Source organism: Micromonospora palomenae (assembly GCF_007829925.1).
Taxonomy (GTDB): Bacteria; Actinomycetota; Actinomycetes; order Mycobacteriales; family Micromonosporaceae; genus Micromonospora; species Micromonospora purpureochromogenes.
In genome coordinates, this window is record NZ_VIXA01000001.1 from 315,200 (window position 1) to 334,198 (window position 18,999).

Genomic DNA, 18,999 nt, shown 5'->3' on the forward strand with positions numbered 1-18,999 from the left:
TGAGCGCCATGCGGAATGGGTGGCCGAGTTACCAGGTGAAGCGTTCAAGATGAATGCGTTCCGCCGGCACGCCTGCCTGCCGAGCCGCCCGTACGACCGTTTGCATCCACTCGTCCGGTCCGCAGACGAACACGTCGTGCTGCTCGATGTCCGGGACAAGCTCACGCAGGGCTTTCGCGTCGTCGCCGAACCCGGCCGGCAACCATGAACCCGTCCGCCCGCGCGGCCCCAGCAGGTACTCCACGCGCAGGCCACGGACGGCCGCGAGGCGCTCCAGTTCCTGGCGAAACACCAGGTCTTCTGCCGAGCGCGCCCGGTACAGCAGCGTGGCTTCGCCTGGCGCGTACGGTAACTCTTCCAACAACGTCCGCAGCGGGGTTATTCCGATACCGGACGCGATCATGGTGACCCGCGCAGCCGTGCGCCGGGCGGCCGTCAGCCGGCCGTACGGCCCCTCAATCAGCACACGGGTTCCCGGCCGTAACTCTGATACCTGCTCGCTGCCCTCGCCGCGGGATCGCACCGTGATCCGCAGCGTGTCCTCACTCGGTACCGCGGAGAGCGAGTACGGATGGCCGCGACTCCAACCCGGGCCGCTGAGGAAGCGCCACTGGAAGAACTGCCCGGCGCGGGCCGGCAACCGGTCCAGATGGCGTCCGTTCATGTAGATCGAGTACACGTCGGGAGCTTCCGGGACGACTGCGGCAATCGTGAGTCGGTGCCGCAGGGTCCGCCAGGCCGGCAGCCCGAGCCGGAAGGCGACCACCGCGCCGGCGCACGCGATGTACGCGGTCCACCAGTACAGGGTCGCGGCCCGGGAGCTGGTGAAGTCGGCCCCGGTCCAGAGCTGATGCGGCAGCGCCAGGCCGACGCCGAGGTAGGCGTACAGGTGCAGCAGGTGCCACGCCTCGTAGCGCAGCCGCCGCCGCGCGGCTCGCAGGGAGGTGAGCACGACCATCGCCAGGGCGGCCGCCCCGGCGGCCGCCAGCAGCATTCCCGGGTACGTGGTGACGAGCGACCACGCCTCGCCTGTCACGGAAACCCCATCCGTCGCGGCGTACCCGACCGTGATCAGCACGATGTGCGCGAGCATCAGATTGAAGGACGTGAAGCCGACGACGCGGTGCCAACGGGCCAGCCTGTCCTGACCGTAGGTGCGCTCGATCCACGGCACACGCGCCATCAGCAGCACCTGGATGAGCAGCAGGTCGGCCGCGACAAGCCCGGTCAACCGGCCGAGCGACGTCAGGCCCGCCGCCCAGCCACCAAGAGCCTGCACACCGCCGCCCCGTACCCAGAGCGCGACGACGACCAGAAGGCTGACCGCGGCGGCCGAGGCGATCGCATCGGCCCACCACGCCCACGCGGTGGTTCGTACGGGCGTGGCCGCCCGCGCCTCTCCCGTCACGACACCCCCTTCCGCGTCGGATTGCCCCCATCGCCATTCGGGGCTCCGGCGGCGGGCGGTGGTGCGATCGGAGAATCGGTCAGAAAACATCGCACCGGACAATGTTGATTGAGCGCGATCGCGGCTATCAGCCGGCGAGTCAGGAAGCAACCCTCCTCACGCGCGTTGCCGGGCGTCCCCGCCCACAGGGAAACCGCTTCTTCCCGCATCCGCGCCGTTCATGTCAGCGGGGGAGCGAACCGGCGGTCAGGCGCCGGCCGTGGGCAGCGTCGAGTTGTCGATGACGGATCGGAAGCGAACCGCCCACGGACGCCTACCGTCCGGACCGCGGCGGCCGTCGGCGACGGTCTCGTCCCGGGTACGCCCCGATGCCTAGTCGGCGACGTGGATGACGATCTTGCCGCGGCGTTTGCCCGTCTCGAGCGCCTCGTAACCCGAGCGCGTCTCGGCGAGAGGCAGGATCCGGTCCAACACCGGCTTCAAGTGGCCGTGGTCGACGAGTTCGGCGATGGAACCCAACGCGTTCCGCTCGGGCTCGACGATGAAGTACACCCCGCGCACGCCGTGCCGGGCTGCTTCCTGCTCGTCCGGAGGCGTGGCGAGGCTGATCAAAATGCCGCCCGGCTTCAGCACTGACCAGGACCGCGACTGCGTGGCTCCTCCGACGAGGTCAACGACGACGTCCAGGTCGCGGACGTGATCCTCGAAGCGGTCGTGCGCATAGTCGATTGCCTGCTCGGCACCCAGGCCCTGGACGAACTCCAGGTCGGCCGCCGCCGCCGTGGCGCTCACGCGAGCACCGAGGCTGGCCGCGAGCTGCACCACGTAGCTCCCCACGCCGCCGGCGCCGCCCTGCACCAGCACCTGCTGGCCTTCCTGCAGATCGGCGTGGTCCACCAGTGCCTGCCAGGCACTCAGCGCAGCCAGTGGGAGCGCCGCGGCGTGGTCATGGTCGACGGTGGTGGGTTTGGCCGCCACGACGGCCGCGGGCAGGACGACGTACTCGGCGGCAGCGCCATCCCGGGTGAACGGGATCAACCCGTAGACGGCCTCCCCCTCGGCGGGGGTCTCCACCCCCGCGCCGCACGCCGCGACCACTCCGGAGAACTCGTGCGACGGAATGATCGGGGTGCGCTCGGGTCCTGTCCCGTCCGAGCTGTGGGTCCAGGTTTCCGGCCAGGTGAGCTCGCGGGGTGTCATGGACGCAGCCTTCACGGCCACCAACACCTCACCGGGCCCCGGCTCGGGCCGCGGCGCCTCCTCGTACACGAGTTGCTCCGGGCCGCCCCGGCTGTGAGCCCTCACGGCGTGCATCGTGCTCATCCGACGGCTGCTCCCTCCCCGAGGCATGGCGATCAGCCCAGCAGCCCCGGAGGATGAACCCAGGCTGACTTTCGCATTATGTGGCGGTTCGGCAGCCCCCCGCCGAACTTCCGCGATCTCGGGCGCAGACGAGCGTCGCCGAGCACCGTCACCAGCGTCCTGATTTCTGCCGGCACCTGGCGTCGGCTCACCCGTGCCCCACAGCCCGCGGGAGGTCGGCGTACCGGACGGTTTCGCCTGCGATCAGGGCGGCGAGGATACCCACCACCACGGCGAGCGCGACCAGTGACGGCAGGACCGCCGCGGCCGGTAGCCAGCCCAGCAGCACGGCCGTGGCGACCAGCCGCCCGACGTGCACGCCGAGTCGCATCCGGTTGGCGAAGAACAGGTGACCGACAAGAAACGACGCCGCCCGCCCCCTCCGCTCCCGGCCGTCACTCCGCTGCCGTGAGGGTGGTGTGGCAGCCGATGGCGTCGACGTTCCACCGCCGGCCCCCGGCCGTCACGTTGTGCAGGCGGATTCGGCCGAGTTCGTCGGGCAGATGTGGGTCGGCGACGAGGGTGTCTGCCTGCGGTTGCAGGCCGAGCATGGTGCGGAACAGGAGCAGGGGTGCTCCGCTGGCCCAGGCCTGCGGATTGCAGGCGGTGGGGTAGGGCACGGGCTGGCGGCCGAAGGACCGGTCGTAGCCGGAGAACGCCTCCGGCAGGCGGTGCTCGGAGTGGCGGGCGGCCTCCAGCATGGCCATGGCGATGCGGTTCGCCTCGTCCCGATAGCCGTAGCGGGCGAGGCCGGCCGCGATGATGGAGTTGTCGTGCGGCCAGACGGTGCCGAGGTGGTAGCCGATGGGGTTGTAGCCGGTGTCGGCGGTGGACAGGGTCCGGACCCCCCAGCCGGAGAACATCTCGTCGGACATGAGCTGCCGGGCGATGTGCCCGGCGCGGTCCTCGGGCACGATGCCACTCCACAGCAGATGACCCATGTTGGAGGTCATCGAGTCGATGGGCCGCTTGTCCCCGTCCAGCCCGACGGCGTAGTAGCCGCCCCGCCGCGGGATCCAGTAGTCCCGGTCGAACTGCTCACGCAGCCGGTCGGCTTCCGCCCGCAGCCGGCGGGCCAGGTCCGGGTCCTGCCACGGCCCGTCGGCGAGTTCCGCGAGGCGCACCTTGGCGTCGTAGGTGTAGCCCTGCGTCTCACAGGTGGCGATCGGCAGGACCGGGACGGTCCCGTCGGCGTACTGCACGCCGTCCGGGGAGTCCCGCCAGCACTGGTTGCCCAGGCCCTGGTCGGAGCGGGTGGCGTACTCGACGTAGCCGTCGCCGTCGCGGTCGCCGTGGTGGTCGATCCAGCCCAGGGCGGCGTCGGCGTTGCCGCGCAGCCGGCGGACGAGCTCGTCGTCGCGGGTCCACCGCCAGTACTCCGACAGCAGGATCAGCCACAACGCCGTGGTGTCGGCGCCGCCGTAGTAGGGGCGGTAGGGCTTGAGGCCGAGCCGGGTCAGCTCGCCCGACCGGTACTCGTGGAAGATCTTGCCGGGTTCCTGGTCGGTGAACTCGTCGAACGTGGTGGCCTGGTGGGCGGCCAGCACGATCAGGGCGCCGCGGGCGACGTCGGGGCCGCACATCATGGTCTGGTAGGCGGTGATCAGGGTGTCCCGGCCGAAGACGGTCAGGAACCACGGCAGGCCGGCGGCGATCAGTATGACTGGTTCCCCGGCGATGGTCTTCTCGATCCGCATCGACACGAGATCCACCGCCGACTTGTGGTAGATGTCCCGGACCAGGTCGGCGTCCGCGTGCAGGTGCGGCTTGCTCGCCGCCCACCGGGTCGACGGATCCTCCATGCCGTGGTCAATGGCCTGTCCGAACTCGCGGGGCGTGGGGCGGTAGTCCTCCTCGCCGCAGCGCAGCGGTACCCACAGCTCACAGCCCCACTGCTGTCCGCGCGCCAGCCTCAAGTTCCATTCCAGTGTGTCTCCGTCCACCTGGTCGGCCGGCGGATCAGCTTCGATCCGCACCGTCGCCGCGTAGTCGCCGTTGCGGTACGCGAACTCGAGGGCCGACCCGTCCGGCGCGTGCCGACGGACGATGTGCGGGCTGCGGTCCCGGCCGGACTCCTTGATCTCGAACAGGTCCGCGAAATCGGTGCCCACCGCGAGCCGCAGCCGCACCTGTGCCGGCTCGATGCCGAAGTAGCGCAGCTCGACGCGCTCGTAGAGCCCGTCGCCGACGAACCGTTGCCGCCGCACGCCGACCCGGTTCGCCGGCAGCCCGGGTAGCTCCGAGTTGGCCAGGAAGAAGGCCGCCGAGTACGGGTCGACGGTGCCGGAGGAGAGCACCAGCAGCGGTGCGTCGCCGATCGTCAGCACCCACCTGCTCACGAAGCGGGTGTCGTCGTGCACGAGCCCGCCGATGGACCCGTCCGGCACGTTTCCCACGGCGTCGGAGAACATGAAGGTGCGCCCTTCCAACACGCCGATCGCATCCGGCCCCAACTCGGGCGGGAGGTCACGGCATGCGCCGCTCGGCACGCGCCGGGCGGTTCCGGTGACCATCGGATCCGCGGGTGTGGGACGCCCGGATGTTGCCGACACCGACACCTCCTTCCGCTGCGAGGTGGGCTCGCGTCAAGGCGGGCGCGTGTCCGCAGCCTATGAGCGCTCCTCACGTCCTGCAGGCAGATCGGCGCATCTGTCTGGCTACGGCCTTGGGGGCTGGACCGCGAGGCCTCGGGGTCATGCCCGGCACCCGCGGGCGGCGTCATCGGGGTTCGTGTCGCGCTGCCGGTGCGGGGTCCGCGGACGGCTCAGGGCGCGATGCCGAACGGACCCATGCTGCCGTAGTCCAGCCGGAGGGCTTCGGCCATCGCCCATGCGTTCGGCAGGGTGAACATGTCGGCCCCGCCCAGCCGCTGGCTCCACCGCGGAACGAGTTCATCGGCGGCCCGGGCGGCCACGGCGTCGAGGTAGGCCTTGAAGATGGCCCAGGCGTTGGTGGCGTCGACCGGGGCCAGGATCTTCTGCACGTCGACCGAGGAGAGCGCTGCCTCGGTGGTGGAGCGCAGGTCTCTCAGGTATTCGATCTGCGTCCTGACATCGTCCGGGGTGCCGGGCCGCGTCACGTGTCCGCCGACGAGCTTGTCGAAGGGGTATGCGAGCGCCTGTTCCTGAGCGTTGACGAAGCCGGGGATGTTCGCGGAGACGGCGAGGTTGGAGAACGGGACCCGGCCGGGGAAGATCACGTCCACGAGCATCAGCACGCGTTGCGTCGGGGCGTAGACGAAGATGTTTCCCTCGGCGTGGTTGGGGCCCTTGTAGTCGAGCTGGAGGCTGTGGTCTCCCGCTTCGATGGTCAGCGTGTCGTCGAAGACGTGGGTCGGCAGCGGGCGGTGGGGGTCGCGGAGCAGCGCGAGTCGTTCCGCCGTGATGCGGTGCGCGTAGCGCGGTACGTCCTCGGGGTAGACCGACATCGCTCCGACGTGGTCGGAGTGCTGGTGGCTGTAGACGACCTGGGTGATGGATCGGCTGGTCACGCTGCGGATTGCGCGGAGAATGTTGTGGCCGAGGGTGGGTGGCGCGTCGACGGCGATGACGCCTTCGTCCGTGACCACGAACATCATCTGGTACATGCCCTCACTGAGCCAGAACACCCCGTCGGCGATCTCCTCCAGGACGTACCCGGCCTCGGGGATCTCGGGGCCCAGGGCGGCCTGCGGCACCGGGGCCGTCGGTAGCTCTCGCGCTCGCTCGGCCAGGTCCGAGTACGGCGTTTCCGACACGTGTGGCTCCCTGCCTCGCCAACCGCACTGACCAGCTGTGCCCGCCCCGTCCGCCGCGGTCGCTGGGTGACGAACCGCCGGGCGCTCGCTCGATCGTCCTCGGCGGGGGTTCGGGCCGGCAGCCGTATCGCCCGATGCTCATCCGCAAGGGGACACCCGATGGCTCGGGGGCTCCGCACCACCCAGTTCGGCCGGGTCGCTCAGTCGGTCGGCCGCGCGTGCGCCGGCACCTGGAGCAGGTCCAGGCAGTTGCGCCACAGCGTCTCCAGCTGCCCCGGATCGTTGAGCAGCTTCGCGAGCAGGACCCGCCCCTCGATCTGCGCGACGATGGACCGGGCGGCCTCCCGGGATTCGACCGACGGACCGGCCTGGCCCTGCTTCTTCGCCTCGAGGACCACCTGCTCGATCAGGTCGATCTGGGCCTCGAAGATCTCCTGGAGCCGACGGCGGATCTCCTCCGCCTGGTTGCTGAGTTCTAGGGCGAGGTTGCCGAAGAGGCAGCCGGCGACCAGCCCGACCTGCTGCTGCCCGGCGCGCTGCACCTCCTCGGTGGCCTCGAACAGGTCCCGCAGGCGGCGCAGCGGGTCGTGTCCGCTGCCGAGCAACTCCTCCCACTGGCGGCGCTGGGTCGCCCAGTGCTCGTCGATGACGGTGAGGGCGAGCGCCTGCTTGGACTCGAAGAAGTAGTAGAAGCTGCCCTTCGGCACGCCGGCGGTCGCGCAGATCTCGGCGACCCCCAGCGCCGCGTAGCCGCGCTGCTCGATCAGCGTGGCGGCCGCGTCGAGAAGTTTGTTCCGCGCGTCACTGGTCCGACCCATGCTTTGACGATACACGACCGGTCGGCTAGCTTTTAGTCGACCAGTCGTCTAGTGGTCATCCGGGCTGCCGCGATCGCGGCTCCCGGCCCCGTCAGCCGCCGTCCTACCAGGGCCTCGGCCAGTCAGGAAGTGGTTCGTCATGAGCAGCAGTCAGGGTCAGAAAGTCGCCGTGATCACCGGTGCCTCGCAGGGCATCGGCGCCGGCCTCGTGGACGCGTACCGCAAGCTCGGATACGGCGTCGTGGCAACCTCACGCTCGATCGGCGATGCCCATGATCCGGACATCGTCACCATCCGGGGCGACATCGCCGACCCGGACACCGCGCAGCGGGTGGTCGACGCGGCGTTGGAGCGTTTCGGCCGCATCGACAGCCTGGTCAACAACGCCGGCATCTTCGTCGCCAAGCCGTTCACCGACTACACCGACGAGGATCTCGACCAGGTCACCAAGGTCAACCTCCTCGGATTCTTCCACCTCACCCGGCGGGTCCTGCCGCACCTGCTGGCAGTCGGCGGCGGTCACATCGTCAGCATCACGACCAGCCTGGTGGACCAGCCCAGCTCGCACGTCCCGTCCGCGCTCGCGTCGTTGACCAAGGGTGGCCTCAGCTCCGCGACCAAGTCGCTGGCCATCGAGTACGCCAGTCGTGGAGTCCGGGTCAACGCTGTCGCGCCCGGGATCATCAAGACCCCGATGCACCCGGTCGAGACCCACGAGGCGCTCGCCGGCCTGCACCCGGTCGGCCGGATCGGCGAGACCAGCGATGTGGTCGACGCCGTCGTCTACCTCGAATCCGCGCCCTTCGTCACCGGCGAGATCCTGCACGTCGACGGCGGCCAGAACGCCGGGCGCTGACCGCCGTCACCACAACCTGTAGACAGGAGCATCCGATGCCGATCGTCAACATCCAGATCACCCGCGAGGGCAGCACGCCCGGCGCGTCGGCGGCGACCGCCGAGGAGAAGGCCGCGCTGATCAAGGGCGTGAGCGAACTGCTGCGCGACGTCCTCAACAAGCCGTTGGACTCGACCTTCGTCGTCATCGACGAGGTGGAGACCGAGAACTGGGGCCGGGGCGGCCTGCCGGTCGAGCAGTTCCGCGAACAGCAGCGGTCACGCGCCAGCGAATAGGACCGCCTGCGCCGTACCGCGGCGTGCGCTGCGGACAGCGGCAGTGGGTGACGTCGTCGTGAACCTGAACCGACAGGACCGATGGCAGCTTTCCCCACCAAGGGGAGGCAATCGGCCGGTGGGCGAAGCCAGCGCTTCGCCCACCGGCCGATCATCGTCTCCGGCCGTGCGACCGGGCTCACCGCGCCGGCTGAGCCGGCTGCCGGTCGGGGCTCCGACGTGAGCACACCTCCGCTGAGGCGGGGTCCTCGACAAATCTGGCGTGCCTGCGCGGCGCGCGTGGAAGGGTGAGAGCCATGAAGCTCACAGTCATCGGCGGTACCGGAATGATCGGCTCGCAGGTGGTCCAGAAGCTGAGGGCAGCCGGACACGAGGCCGTCCCCGCGGCGCCGTCGACCGGCGTCGACCTGCTCACGGGAGACGGCCTGGACCAGGCGCTGGAGGGCGCCGACGTCGTCGTCAACGTTTCCAACTCGCCGACCTTCGACGAGGCCTCGCTCGGCTTCTTCCGCACCACCATGGGCAACCTGCTGGCCGCCGGGGAGCGCGCCGGTGTCCGGCACCAGGTGGTCCTCTCGATCGTCGGCGTCGATCAGGTACCCGAGCTCGACTACTACCGCGCCAAGGCCCTGCAGGAAGACCTGCTCCGGCAGGGGCCCACGCCGTACTCCATCGTGCGGGCCACCCAGTTCTTCGAATTCGTCAACGCGATCCTGTCCTGGACCTCCGACGACACCACCGTCCGGCTGCCCGCCACCCGGCTTCAGCCGATGGCCGCCGCGGACGTCGTCGACGCCGTCGTCGACGTCGCCACCGGGGCGCCGCTGCAGGGCATCCGCAACGTCGCCGGCCCGGACGTCTTCGCCCTCGACGACCTCGGCCGGGTCACCCTGGCCGCACAGCAGGACAACCGCAAGGTCGTCACGGACGACACGGCCGGCATGTTCGCGGCCGTCACCGGCGACGTGCTCATCGCGGGCCCGGACGCCCACCTGGCACCCACCCACTACCAGGACTGGATCCAGTCCGCCCGCTGAGGGGTGCGCAGCCGTCAGGAGCAGCGACAAACATCGGGGGCGCCCCGGCCCGTGCCGGAGTCGCCCCCGATGCTCACCGCCCGCTTCCCGGTCAGCCGGGCTGCGTCGGCGCGTGGTTCCTCAGCCGTCGGACGGTTTGCGAAGCGCGCCGCGGACCCGGTCGACGACCGGGCCTCACGGAGGGGCAACCGCCCATCGGCCGCCGTGCGGCGGCGCGCGCCGAAGAACGCGAGGTCGGCGGTCGGTTTCCCGGGGTGGGCATCGGGTAGTCGCCGGCTCCGGTACCGCCGGCCGATCTCCGACCGGCAGACGACGGTGGCAGGAGTGTTGCCGTGTTGCGTGCACGTCGAGCGGTCGGGTCCCGCTGAGATGTGCGGGATCAGCGGCGAGGCGAGGTTCGACGGCGCGACCCCCGACGCCGGCGCGGTGACCCGGATGACCGAGGCGATGCGCTCCCGGGGCCCCGACGGCGAAGGGTTGTGGAACGACGGCTGGGTCACCCTGGGACACCGTCGGCTGACCGTCATCGACCTGTCCGAGGCGGGCGGCCAGCCCATGGTGCGCGAGGACCTGGGGCTGGGGCTCGTGTTCAACGGATGCGTCTACAACTACCCCCAGCTGCGCGACGAGCTACGGGAGGCCGGGCACACCTTCCACTCCACCAGCGACACCGAGGTCATCCTCGTGGCGTACGCGCAGTGGGGTGAACGTTTCGTCGACCACCTGGTCGGCATGTTCGCCGCCGTGCTCGTGGACCGGCGGCGGCGCCGGCTGGTGCTGGCCCGGGACCGGCTGGGTATCAAGCCGCTCTACCTGGCGGAGTCGCCCGGGCGGCTGCGGTTCGCCTCCACCCTGCCGGCGCTACTGGCCGCCGGTGACGTGGACACCGGCATCGACCCGGTGGCACTGCACCACTACCTCTCCTGGCATTCGATCGTGCCGGCACCCCGGACCATCCTGCGCGGGGTGCGCAAGCTCCCCCCGGCCACGGTGCGGGTGGTGGAGTCCGACGGGCGCAGCCGCGAGCGCGTCTACTGGCGGCCCGACTACCAACGGGACCCGGCACACGCCGGCATGAACGCGCGGGACTGGCAGGCCGCGGCCGGCGACGCGCTGCGCACGGCCGTGCGGCGGCGGCTGGTGGCGGACGTACCGGTCGGGGTGCTCCTCTCCGGCGGCCTGGACTCCAGCATGATCGTGGCGTTGCTCGCCGAGGCCGGGCAGCACCACCTCCAGACGTTCAGCATCGGCTTCGACAGCCGCGGCGGCGAGGTGGGCGACGAGTTCCACTACTCCGACCTGGTCGCCGCGACCTTCGGCACCGACCACCAGCGCATCCAACTCGGCAACGACGACCTGGTGCCGGCGGTCCGCCGGACGATCGAGGCGATGACCGAGCCGATGGGCAGCCACGACGTGGTCGCCTTCCACCTGCTCTGCGAGCAGGTGGCCCGCCAGGTCAAGGTGGCCCAGTCGGGTCAGGGCGCCGACGAGGTCTTCGCCGGCTACGCCTACCACCAGCCCCTCACGCGGGTACCCCGCGACGGCGCCGCCGAGGCGTTCGCCGCCGCGTTCTTCGACCATGACCACGCGGAACTGGACCGGGTGGTCGACCCGGCGTACGCGTGCGACCACGACGCCAGCCGCGAACTGCTCGACGCGCACCTGGCCGCGCCCGGCGCGGACACCGCGCTGGACGCGGTGCTGCGCCTGGACACCCACCTGATGCTGTCGGACGACCCGGTGAAGCGGGTGGACAGCATGAGCATGGCGTGGGGCCTGGAGGTGCGCACTCCGTTCCTGGACCAGGACCTCGTCGCCCTCGCCGCGGCCTGCCCGCCGGAGCACAAGGTGGCACAGGGCGGCAAGGGGTTGCTCAAGGAGGTGGCCCGGGACGTGCTGCCCGCCGAGGTGATCGACCGGCCCAAGGGCTACTTCCCGGTGCCTGCCCTGCGCAACGTCGACGGGCCGGTGCGACACCTCGTCGAGGAGGCCCTGACCGCGCCGGCCGCACGGGAGCGCGGCCTGTTCCGGCCCGGGTACGTCGCCGACCTGCTCGCCGAACCGGCCCAGGCGCAGGCCGCCGCCGGGAGCAACAAACTCTGGCAGCTAGGCCTGCTGGAACTCTGGCTCCAAGCCCACGACATTTACTGACTCCCGGCGCGCTTGCTCGTCCGGCCAGTCGGCCCGGCCGCCGGTTCAGTGGGCGGTGGTCTGGGCGGTCAGGTGATCCAGAACGGCCTGGACGTCGCCGTCGGTGCGGGCCATGATTCGCCGCTGCCGGGTCGCGCCGGTGCCGTCCCGGCGGATCCGGTCGAGCTGGCGCAGCACCGGGTCGAGATCGCCGTGCCGGGTCAACGCGGACGCGACGGTGACGACGAGCTCGTCGATCAGGTCCCAGGCGGGACGGGCGCCGCCGCCGCGCAGGTCGACGAGGTCACCGTCGACCCCGTTGTGGGCGGCTCGCCAGTGCGCGGCGGCCACCAGGCAGTCCCGGATCGGAGTGGCGCGGACCCCGGCGCGGACCTCGTCGGCCATGGTGGCGACCAGCGCCCTGACCAGCGCGGCGACCAGCACCGTGTCGTCAACGGTGGGGCAGACGTCGCCGACCCGGATCTCCACCGTCGGGTACGCGGCGGACGGGCGGGCGTACCAGTAGACCATCGCCGCGTCGAGCATGATCCCTGCGGCGATCAACTCCTGCACGGTGGCGTCGTAGTCGGCGACCGACTCGAAGTGCGGGGTGGGTCCGATGCTCGGCCAGCGTTCCAGCTGCACGGACCGCCAGCTGGCGTGCCCGGTGTCCCTTCCGTCGTGCAGGGGGGAGTTGGCGGTGAGCGCCTGCACCACCGGCAGCCACGGGCGCAGGTGGTTGCACACCTGCACGGCCAGCTCCCGGTCCGGCACACCGACGTGGATGTGGCAGCCGCAGACCGCGGGGTCGTGGGCCACCGGACCGAACCGGCGGGACATGGCGTGGTAGCGGTGCTCGTCCGGCACCGTACGGTGGGCTTCGCACACCGGGGTGGCCCCTACCGCGACGAGGCGTGCCCCGGCCGCCTCCGCCGCCCGGGCGGCGGCACCGCGCAGCGCGACCAGGTGTTCGCGCAGCTCTGCCAGGTCGGTGCAGACCGGGGTGACCATCTCCACCATGCTGTGCCGGAACTCCTGCCGGCTCTGCTCCCGAGCGGTCCCCGACAGCGTCTGCAACACCCGGTCGGCGACCGGCAGGCTCTCCCCGGTCGCCGGGTCCAGGAGCAGGAACTCCTCCTCCACGCCCAGGGTGAGGATGGTGGGAGTGGGTGCGGCGGGGGCGGCCACTCGGTGTGGCTTCATGGTCACCTCCGATCGTGGGCAGTGTGCTGGAGTACCGCGGGGCGGCGTGCTGCCGCCTGGTTGGCCTGCCGCGCCTCGGGCGCGAACCGGGGGATGCTGCTGCGAATGTCCGAGCCGGCGAACGTCGCGCCCTGCTCGATCGTGCCGGTGAGGAATCCCCTGCCGAGCGGGCTGAACGGGACGAAGCCGATGCCGAGTTCCTCCAGCGTCGGGAGGATCTCGGCCTCGGACTCGCGCCACCACAGGGAGTACTCGCTCTGCAGGGCCGTGACCGGCTGCACGGCGTGGGCCCGGCGGATGGTCCGCACACCGGCTTCGGACAGGCCGAAGTGCTTCACCTTTCCGGCCTGGATCAGGTCCCTGACCGCTCCGGCGACGTCCTCGATGGGCACGTCCGGGTCGACGCGGTGCTGGTAGAACAGATCGATCGACTCCACGCCGAGCCGCCGCAGGGAGGCGTCGGCGACCTGCCTGATGTGCTCGGGCCGACTGTTCAGACCGGCCTGCCGGCCGTCGGCGTCGAACGCGAACCCGAACTTGGTGGCGATCGCGACCTGGCCGCGGAACGGGGCGAGGGCCTCGCCGACGAGTTCCTCGTTGACGAACGGGCCGTACACCTCGGCGGTGTCGAAGAGCGTGACGCCGTGTTCCCCGGCGGCGCGGATGACGGCGATGCCGTCCTCCCGGTCTGCGGCGGGGCCGAGGCCGGAACTGATGCCCATGCAGCCGAACCCGAGGGCCGACACCTCAAGGCCGGTGCCGAGGATGCGCTTGTCCACAGTCGTGATCCTTCCGTAGGCGAACGTGTCGTGCGGGCTGCTTCAAGGGGCGGGCGGCGGGACGCAGGTCGGTGACGTCGGCGCTCCGGCGGTCGCGCGGGACGAGCGTGGCCGGCCAGGACGAGGGCGAGGCGCCGGCATCCCGGTGCCGACGGTGGAGGGCGGCGGACACGCGATCGGCGACCGCGTGCCCGGCGCCGGGCACCACCCAGACAACCCCCACCGCTCGCGTCGTGCCAGTGCCTGCTGAGACCGGTACTGCCAGAACCTCCCAGGCGGGCTGGGCCGGCCGCGTCGACTCAGTCCCGACGCTTCGTAGCTAACCTTCTTGACTGCTCACTCATATGTAGCTAAGTTTCAGCCACCCGGACTGAGAGGTCGTCGTCTATGAAGACCCGATCCGTCACCGTGACCGTCCTGGTGGCCACCCTGGTGGCCACCCTCGCGCCGCTCCCCGTCCACGCCTCGGCCGAGCCCGCGCGCCCGCCCACCGCCGAGCAGGGCTGGGTCACCTCGACGCTGCGGCACATGAGCCTGGAGCAGAAGGTCGGGCAGCTCTTCTCCACCTACGTCTACGGCAGTGACGCCACCGAGCCCACGGCCGCCGACCGCGCCGCGAACCGCGCCGCGTTCGGCGTCGAGACTCCGGCCGAGGTCATCGACCGGTTCCACCTCGGCGGCGTCTGCTACTTCTCCTGGTCCCACAACCTGGACAGTCCCCGTCAGATCGCCGGCCTCTCCAACGGTCTCCAGCGGGCCGCCCTCGGCGACGGCAGCAAGGGGCGCGTTCCCCTGCTCATCTCCACCGACCAGGAGCAGGGCACGGTGCTGCGCATGCCCGCTCCCGCCGCGCAGTTCCCCGGCGCGATGGCGCTGGGCGCCGGGCGCTCACCCCGGGACGCGCGCACGTCGGCGGACGTCACCGGGCGGGAGCTGCGCGCGGTGGGCATCCACCAGCCGTACGCGCCGATCGCCGACGTCAACGTCAACGCGGGCAACCCCGTCATCGGGGTACGGTCCTTCGGCGCCGACCCCACGCTGGTGGCCGAGCTGACCGCCGCGCAGGTCGCCGGGTTCCAGGACGGCGCCGGCGTGACCGCGGTGGCGAAGCACTTCCCCGGCCACGGCGACACGGCCACCGACAGCCACACCGGCCTCCCGGTGATCAACCACAGTCGGGCGGAGTGGGACCGGATCGACGCACCGCCGTTCCGGCAGGCGATCAGCGCGGGCGTCGAATCGATCATGACCGCGCACATCGTGGTGCCCGCGCTCGACCCGTCCGGCGACCCGGCGACGTTGTCGCCGACGATCCTCACCGGCGTGCTGCGCGGTGAACTCGGCTTCCGGGGAGTCATCGTCACGGACGCGCTGAACATGGCCGGCGTGCGGCAGAAGTACGGCGACGAGCGGGTGCCCGTACTGGCGATCAAGGCCGGCGCCGACCAGTTGCTGATGCCGCCGAACCTCGCGCTGGCGCGGGACGCGGTGCTGCGGGCCGTCGCCACGGGCGAGCTGACCGAGCGGCGGATCGACGAGTCGGTGCGGCGCATCCTCGGCGTGAAGTACCGGCAGGGGCTGGCCCGGTCGCCGCTGGTCGACGTCGAGGAGGCGGTACGGACGGTCGGAGCGCCCGAGCACCTCGCCGCCGTCACCCAGGTCACCGACCCGACGCTCACCGCGGTACGCAACGACGCCGGCCTGCTGCCGCTGGCCGGCACCAACCGGTCGGTGCTGGTCACCGGCTGGAACAGCGCCGCCTTCGCTCCGGTCGCGACGGTCGCCGACGGGTTCACCGCCCGGGGCGCCCGGGCCACCGCCCGGCCGGCGACGCTGCCGTCCGACGCGGTGATCGCCGCGACGGCCACCCAGGCGGCCCAGCACGACCTCACCGTCGTCCTGGTCAACAAGGCGTGGGACACCACCGTCACCGATCCGCGGGCCACCCAGCAGCGCCTCGTCGCGGCGCTGGTCGCCACCGGAAAGCCCGTGGTGGTGGTGGCGGTGCGGGACCCCTACGACATCGCCCACCTGCCGGGCGTGACCACCTATCTGGCGACCTACTCGTACACCCGGGCGGCGATGGACGCGCTCGTCCGCGCGCTGCACGGCGAGCTGTCCCCCCGGGGGCGGCTGCCCGTCACGATCCCCACGGCCGAGGGTGCGGGCACCGTGCTCTACCCCTACGGCCACGGCCTGACCTGGTAGGAGGCAACCCATGCAGCGTAGGAATTTCCTCGCCGGCGCGGTCGGCGCGGGAGCGCTCGGAGCCGGCGCGGGGGCGCTCGGCGTCGGCGCGGCCCTGGCGCCCGCGGCGGGCAGCCCCGGTGTCCGCCGGGTCCGCACCGGCCTGGACCAACTGGTGGCCTCCGACTTCGCCGTGCTCGCCGGCCAGCGGGTCGGCGTCGTCTCGAACCCGACCGGCGTCGACGGGGCCTACCGCCACCTCGTCGACCTGATGCACGGCTCGGGCCAGGTCCGGCTGACCGCGGCGTTCGGCCCCGAGCACGGCTTCCGTGGCTCGGCCCAGGCCGGAGGCAGCGAGGGCACCGGCGTCGACGCGCGCACCGGCATCCCCGTCTACGACGCGTACGGCGCCTCGTTGGCCCGGTGGGAGAGCATGTTCACCGAGGCGGGCGTGGACACGGTCGTCTTCGACATCCAGGACGTCGGCGTCCGCTTCTACACCTACATCTGGACCATGTACACCTCGATGGTCGCCGCGGCCCGGGTCGGCAAACGCTACGTCGTGCTGGACCGCCCGAACCCGATCGGCGGGCGGGCCTACGGGCCGATGATGACCGCGCCGTACACCTCCGGGGTCGGCCTCAAGGAGATCGTCCAGCAGCACGGAATGACCGTCGGGGAGCTGGCCCGGTTCTTCAACGGCACGTTCCTACCCGTCGAAGCCGGGCGACCGGTGGACCTGCACGTGGTGCGGTGTGAGCACTGGAAGCGGGACCGCCTCGCCGCCGACACCGACGTGCCCTGGGTGATGCCCAGTCCGAACATGCCCACCCCGGACACTGCGCTGGTCTACCCGGGCACCGGCCTCTTCGAGGGCGTCGCGTCGATCACCGAAGGCCGCGGCACCTGCCGTCCGTTCGAGCTGATCGGCGGGCTGGCGACCGACTTCGACCACCACTGGAGTGACCGCCTCAACGCCCGCGACCTGCCGGGAGTCGAGTTCCGCGAGGCGTACTTCGCACCGACCTCGGCCGGGCAGAAGCCGGCGCTGTTGAACAAGCTCTGCGCCGGCGTCGAGGTCAAGGTCGTCGACCGGGCGGTGTACGACCCGATCCGTACCGCGGTGGCGATGCTGGTGGAGGCGCACAAGTACCCGGCTTTCGCCTGGCGGCGCGACTCCTGGGACGCCGTCCGCCCGTACTGGATCGACAAGCTCACCGGGTCGCCCCGGCTGCGTACCCAGATCGACGCCGGGGCCGACGTGGACGACGTCGTCGGCGCCTGGGCCGACGAGCTGGCCGCGTTCGACCGCCAGCGTCAGCCCTACCTGCTCTACTGAGGAGTGTGGTCATGACCACGTCGTCCCGCCCGCTGCACCGCCCGGCCGCGCTCCGCCGGCTCGCGCTCGGCCTGGCCGTGGCCATCCTCGGTACGATCGCGCCGGCCGCCGGGGCGGCCGGCGCGCCGCCGCGCGACGAGTCGGGGCCGCCGGCAGTAACCCCCGCCGACATCCACTTCCGGCACGACACGCTGCGGCCCGGCAGCGCCCGCGAGGTCGGTCTGCTCCCCGCGCACGTGGATCGCCTTCCCGCCGACCTGGCGGCCTATCTCCAGCCGACGCCGGACCACCCCGGATATCCGGCGTACGCGGGCGCGGTGGTCCTGGCGGCCAAGGACGGCGTGGTCGTGCAGCACGCCGCCGTGGGCACCGCGGTGCGGTACGCCGCCGTCGGACCGCCGCCCGGGCTGGTCGGGGTGGAGCTTCCCGCCGATCAGCAGATCCCGATGCGGCCCGACACCGTCTTCGACCTGGCGTCGGTGTCGAAGCTGTTCACCACGATCGTCACCATGCAGCAGGTCGAGCGGGGGCGGGTGGACCTGGACGCCCCGGTCGCCCGCTACGTCCCGGAGTTCGCGGCCGGCGGCAAGGAGGCGGTCACGGTACGGATGCTGCTGACCCACACCTCGGGTCTGCCCGCCTTCACGCCACTGTGGAGCAGATACCCGACGCCGGCCGAGCGGTTCGCCGCCGCGCTGGCCACGCCGCTGGCGGCCGGGGCCACGCCCGGCACCCGCTACGTCTACTCGGACCTCGGCCTGATCGCGCTGGGCGTGCTGGTGGAACGGGTCACCGGGCGGCCGTTGGCCGACCTGGTCCGCGACGGCGTCACCGCGCCACTGGGCATGACCGACACCGGCTACAACCCGGGGCCGGAGCTGCGGTCGCGGATCGCCGCCACCGAGTACCAGCCGTACGCCGGGCGCGGCATGGTCTGGGGCGAGGTGCACGACGAGAACGCCTGGTCGCTCGGGGGCGTGGCCGGGCACGCCGGGGTCTTCTCCACCGCGGCCGACCTGTCGCTGCTCTGCCAGTCACTGCTCAACGGGGGCGAGTACCGCGGGCGACGGATCCTCCGGGCGGACACGGTGCGCGCGATGCTGGTCAACTACAACGCGCCGCTGGAGGCGGCCTACCCGGAGAGCGATCGCGGGCTCGGCTTCGAGCTCAACAAGCACTGGTACATGATGGGGCTCTCCTCCCCGGTGGCGTTCGGGCACACCGGCTTCACCGGCACGTCCATCGTCATCGACCCGCTCTCCCACTCGTTCGTCATCCTGCTGAGCAACCGGGTGCACCCCGACCGCGGCTGGGGCAGCAACAACGTCGCCCGGCGCGCGGTCGCGCGTGACCTCGCCGAGGCGATGCCGGTGCGGCCCCGGTCGCGGGAGGCCTGGCGGGCCGACCCGCGCGACCTCGCGACGGTCACCCTCACCGCCCCGCTGCGCCGGGCGGCGCAAGGCGGCGGCGCCGCGAGCTTCCTGCTCTGGTACGACACCGAGCCCCGCTACGACAGCATGCGGTTCGATGTCTCCACCGACGGAGGGCAGACGTGGGCTCCGGCGCGGATGCTGCTGCGGCACGGGGACCGACGCTGGACCAGCGACGGCACGGTCACCGGCTACGGCGACCGGGTCTGGTGGCAAACCTCGGTGGCGCTGCCCGACCAGGCGACCCACCTGCGGTGGAGCAGCAGCACCGACGGCTCCGGCCAGGGTCGTGGCGTGTACGTCGACCGGGTCGTCGCGGGGGACCGGGACGGGGTGCTCTTCGACGGCGAGGGCGTCGACGCCTTCCTCCTCGTCGCCGACGGGTGGTCACCCGCCCGCAGCTGACCGGCCATTCCTCGCCTCGACGCCTTCAAGG

General features: G+C 71.6%; 15 protein-coding genes. 7 read left to right on the top strand and 8 right to left on the bottom strand.

Going from position 1 to position 18,999, the window contains the following annotated elements:
• Window positions 1-28: 28 nt before the first annotated feature.
• From FHX75_RS01375 to FHX75_RS01400, 6 genes are all read right to left on the bottom strand, one after another.
• Window positions 29-1,408 (bottom strand): ferredoxin reductase family protein, encoded by a 1,380-nt coding sequence (locus FHX75_RS01375; RefSeq protein ID WP_246157510.1) that lies wholly within the window; start codon window positions 1,406-1,408, stop codon window positions 29-31.
• A 372-nt stretch (window positions 1,409-1,780) separates the two neighbouring features.
• Window positions 1,781-2,731 (bottom strand): NADP-dependent oxidoreductase, encoded by a 951-nt coding sequence (locus FHX75_RS01380; RefSeq protein WP_211364287.1) that lies wholly within the window; start codon window positions 2,729-2,731, stop codon window positions 1,781-1,783.
• A gap of 187 nt (window positions 2,732-2,918) precedes the next feature.
• Window positions 2,919-3,101, bottom strand: coding sequence for a hypothetical protein (locus FHX75_RS01385; protein ID WP_154936268.1), 183 nt, complete (start codon window positions 3,099-3,101; stop codon window positions 2,919-2,921).
• 64 nt (window positions 3,102-3,165) lie between these two features.
• Entirely contained in the window at window positions 3,166-5,283 is a 2,118-nt protein-coding gene (locus FHX75_RS01390) for an amylo-alpha-1,6-glucosidase (RefSeq protein WP_154936269.1), read from the bottom strand.
• Window positions 5,284-5,534: 251 nt separating this feature from the next.
• Entirely contained in the window at window positions 5,535-6,506 is a 972-nt protein-coding gene (locus FHX75_RS01395) for an MBL fold metallo-hydrolase (protein WP_154936270.1), read from the bottom strand.
• Between the two features lie 200 nt (window positions 6,507-6,706).
• On the bottom strand, window positions 6,707-7,324 hold the full coding sequence (locus tag FHX75_RS01400) for a TetR/AcrR family transcriptional regulator (protein WP_154936271.1): 618 nt from the start codon (window positions 7,322-7,324) through the stop codon (window positions 6,707-6,709).
• A 139-nt stretch (window positions 7,325-7,463) separates the two neighbouring features.
• On the opposite strand from FHX75_RS01400, the gene FHX75_RS01405 reads away from it, so the two are divergent.
• The 4 genes from FHX75_RS01405 (at window position 7,464) to FHX75_RS01420 (ending at window position 11,646) form a co-directional block, all read left to right on the top strand.
• Window positions 7,464-8,180 (top strand): SDR family NAD(P)-dependent oxidoreductase, encoded by a 717-nt coding sequence (locus FHX75_RS01405; protein WP_154936272.1) that lies wholly within the window; start codon window positions 7,464-7,466, stop codon window positions 8,178-8,180.
• A 35-nt stretch (window positions 8,181-8,215) separates the two neighbouring features.
• Window positions 8,216-8,455, top strand: a complete 240-nt coding sequence (locus FHX75_RS01410; RefSeq protein ID WP_154936273.1) for a tautomerase family protein — start codon at window positions 8,216-8,218, stop codon at window positions 8,453-8,455.
• A 296-nt stretch (window positions 8,456-8,751) separates the two neighbouring features.
• Complete coding sequence (locus FHX75_RS01415; protein ID WP_154936274.1) at window positions 8,752-9,492, top strand: SDR family oxidoreductase; 741 nt, start codon at window positions 8,752-8,754, stop codon at window positions 9,490-9,492.
• 369 nt (window positions 9,493-9,861) lie between these two features.
• Window positions 9,862-11,646, top strand: a complete 1,785-nt coding sequence (locus tag FHX75_RS01420) for an N-acetylglutaminylglutamine amidotransferase (protein WP_154936275.1) — start codon at window positions 9,862-9,864, stop codon at window positions 11,644-11,646.
• Between the two features lie 45 nt (window positions 11,647-11,691).
• On the opposite strand, the gene FHX75_RS01425 is transcribed toward FHX75_RS01420, so the two are convergent.
• Both FHX75_RS01425 and FHX75_RS01430 read right to left on the bottom strand, forming a co-directional pair.
• Window positions 11,692-12,828, bottom strand: coding sequence for a carboxylate-amine ligase (locus FHX75_RS01425; RefSeq protein ID WP_154936276.1), 1,137 nt, complete (start codon window positions 12,826-12,828; stop codon window positions 11,692-11,694).
• A gap of 2 nt (window positions 12,829-12,830) precedes the next feature.
• A complete protein-coding gene (locus tag FHX75_RS01430; RefSeq protein WP_154936277.1) occupies window positions 12,831-13,607 on the bottom strand; it encodes an aldo/keto reductase in 777 nt (258 codons plus the stop codon).
• Between the two features lie 387 nt (window positions 13,608-13,994).
• Between FHX75_RS01430 and FHX75_RS01435 the strand changes: the two genes are divergently transcribed.
• From FHX75_RS01435 to FHX75_RS01445, 3 genes are read left to right on the top strand one after another with little or no spacing between them, the layout of a single operon-like run.
• A complete protein-coding gene (locus FHX75_RS01435; RefSeq protein WP_154936278.1) occupies window positions 13,995-15,815 on the top strand; it encodes a glycoside hydrolase family 3 protein in 1,821 nt (606 codons plus the stop codon).
• 10 nt (window positions 15,816-15,825) lie between these two features.
• Window positions 15,826-17,133 carry an exo-beta-N-acetylmuramidase NamZ family protein gene (locus FHX75_RS01440; RefSeq protein WP_154936279.1) on the top strand — a complete coding sequence of 436 codons (1,308 nt, stop codon included), beginning with the start codon at window positions 15,826-15,828 and terminating at the stop codon, window positions 17,131-17,133.
• A gap of 11 nt (window positions 17,134-17,144) precedes the next feature.
• Complete coding sequence (locus tag FHX75_RS01445) at window positions 17,145-18,968, top strand: serine hydrolase domain-containing protein (protein ID WP_154936280.1); 1,824 nt, start codon at window positions 17,145-17,147, stop codon at window positions 18,966-18,968.
• Window positions 18,969-18,999: the final 31 nt, after the last annotated feature.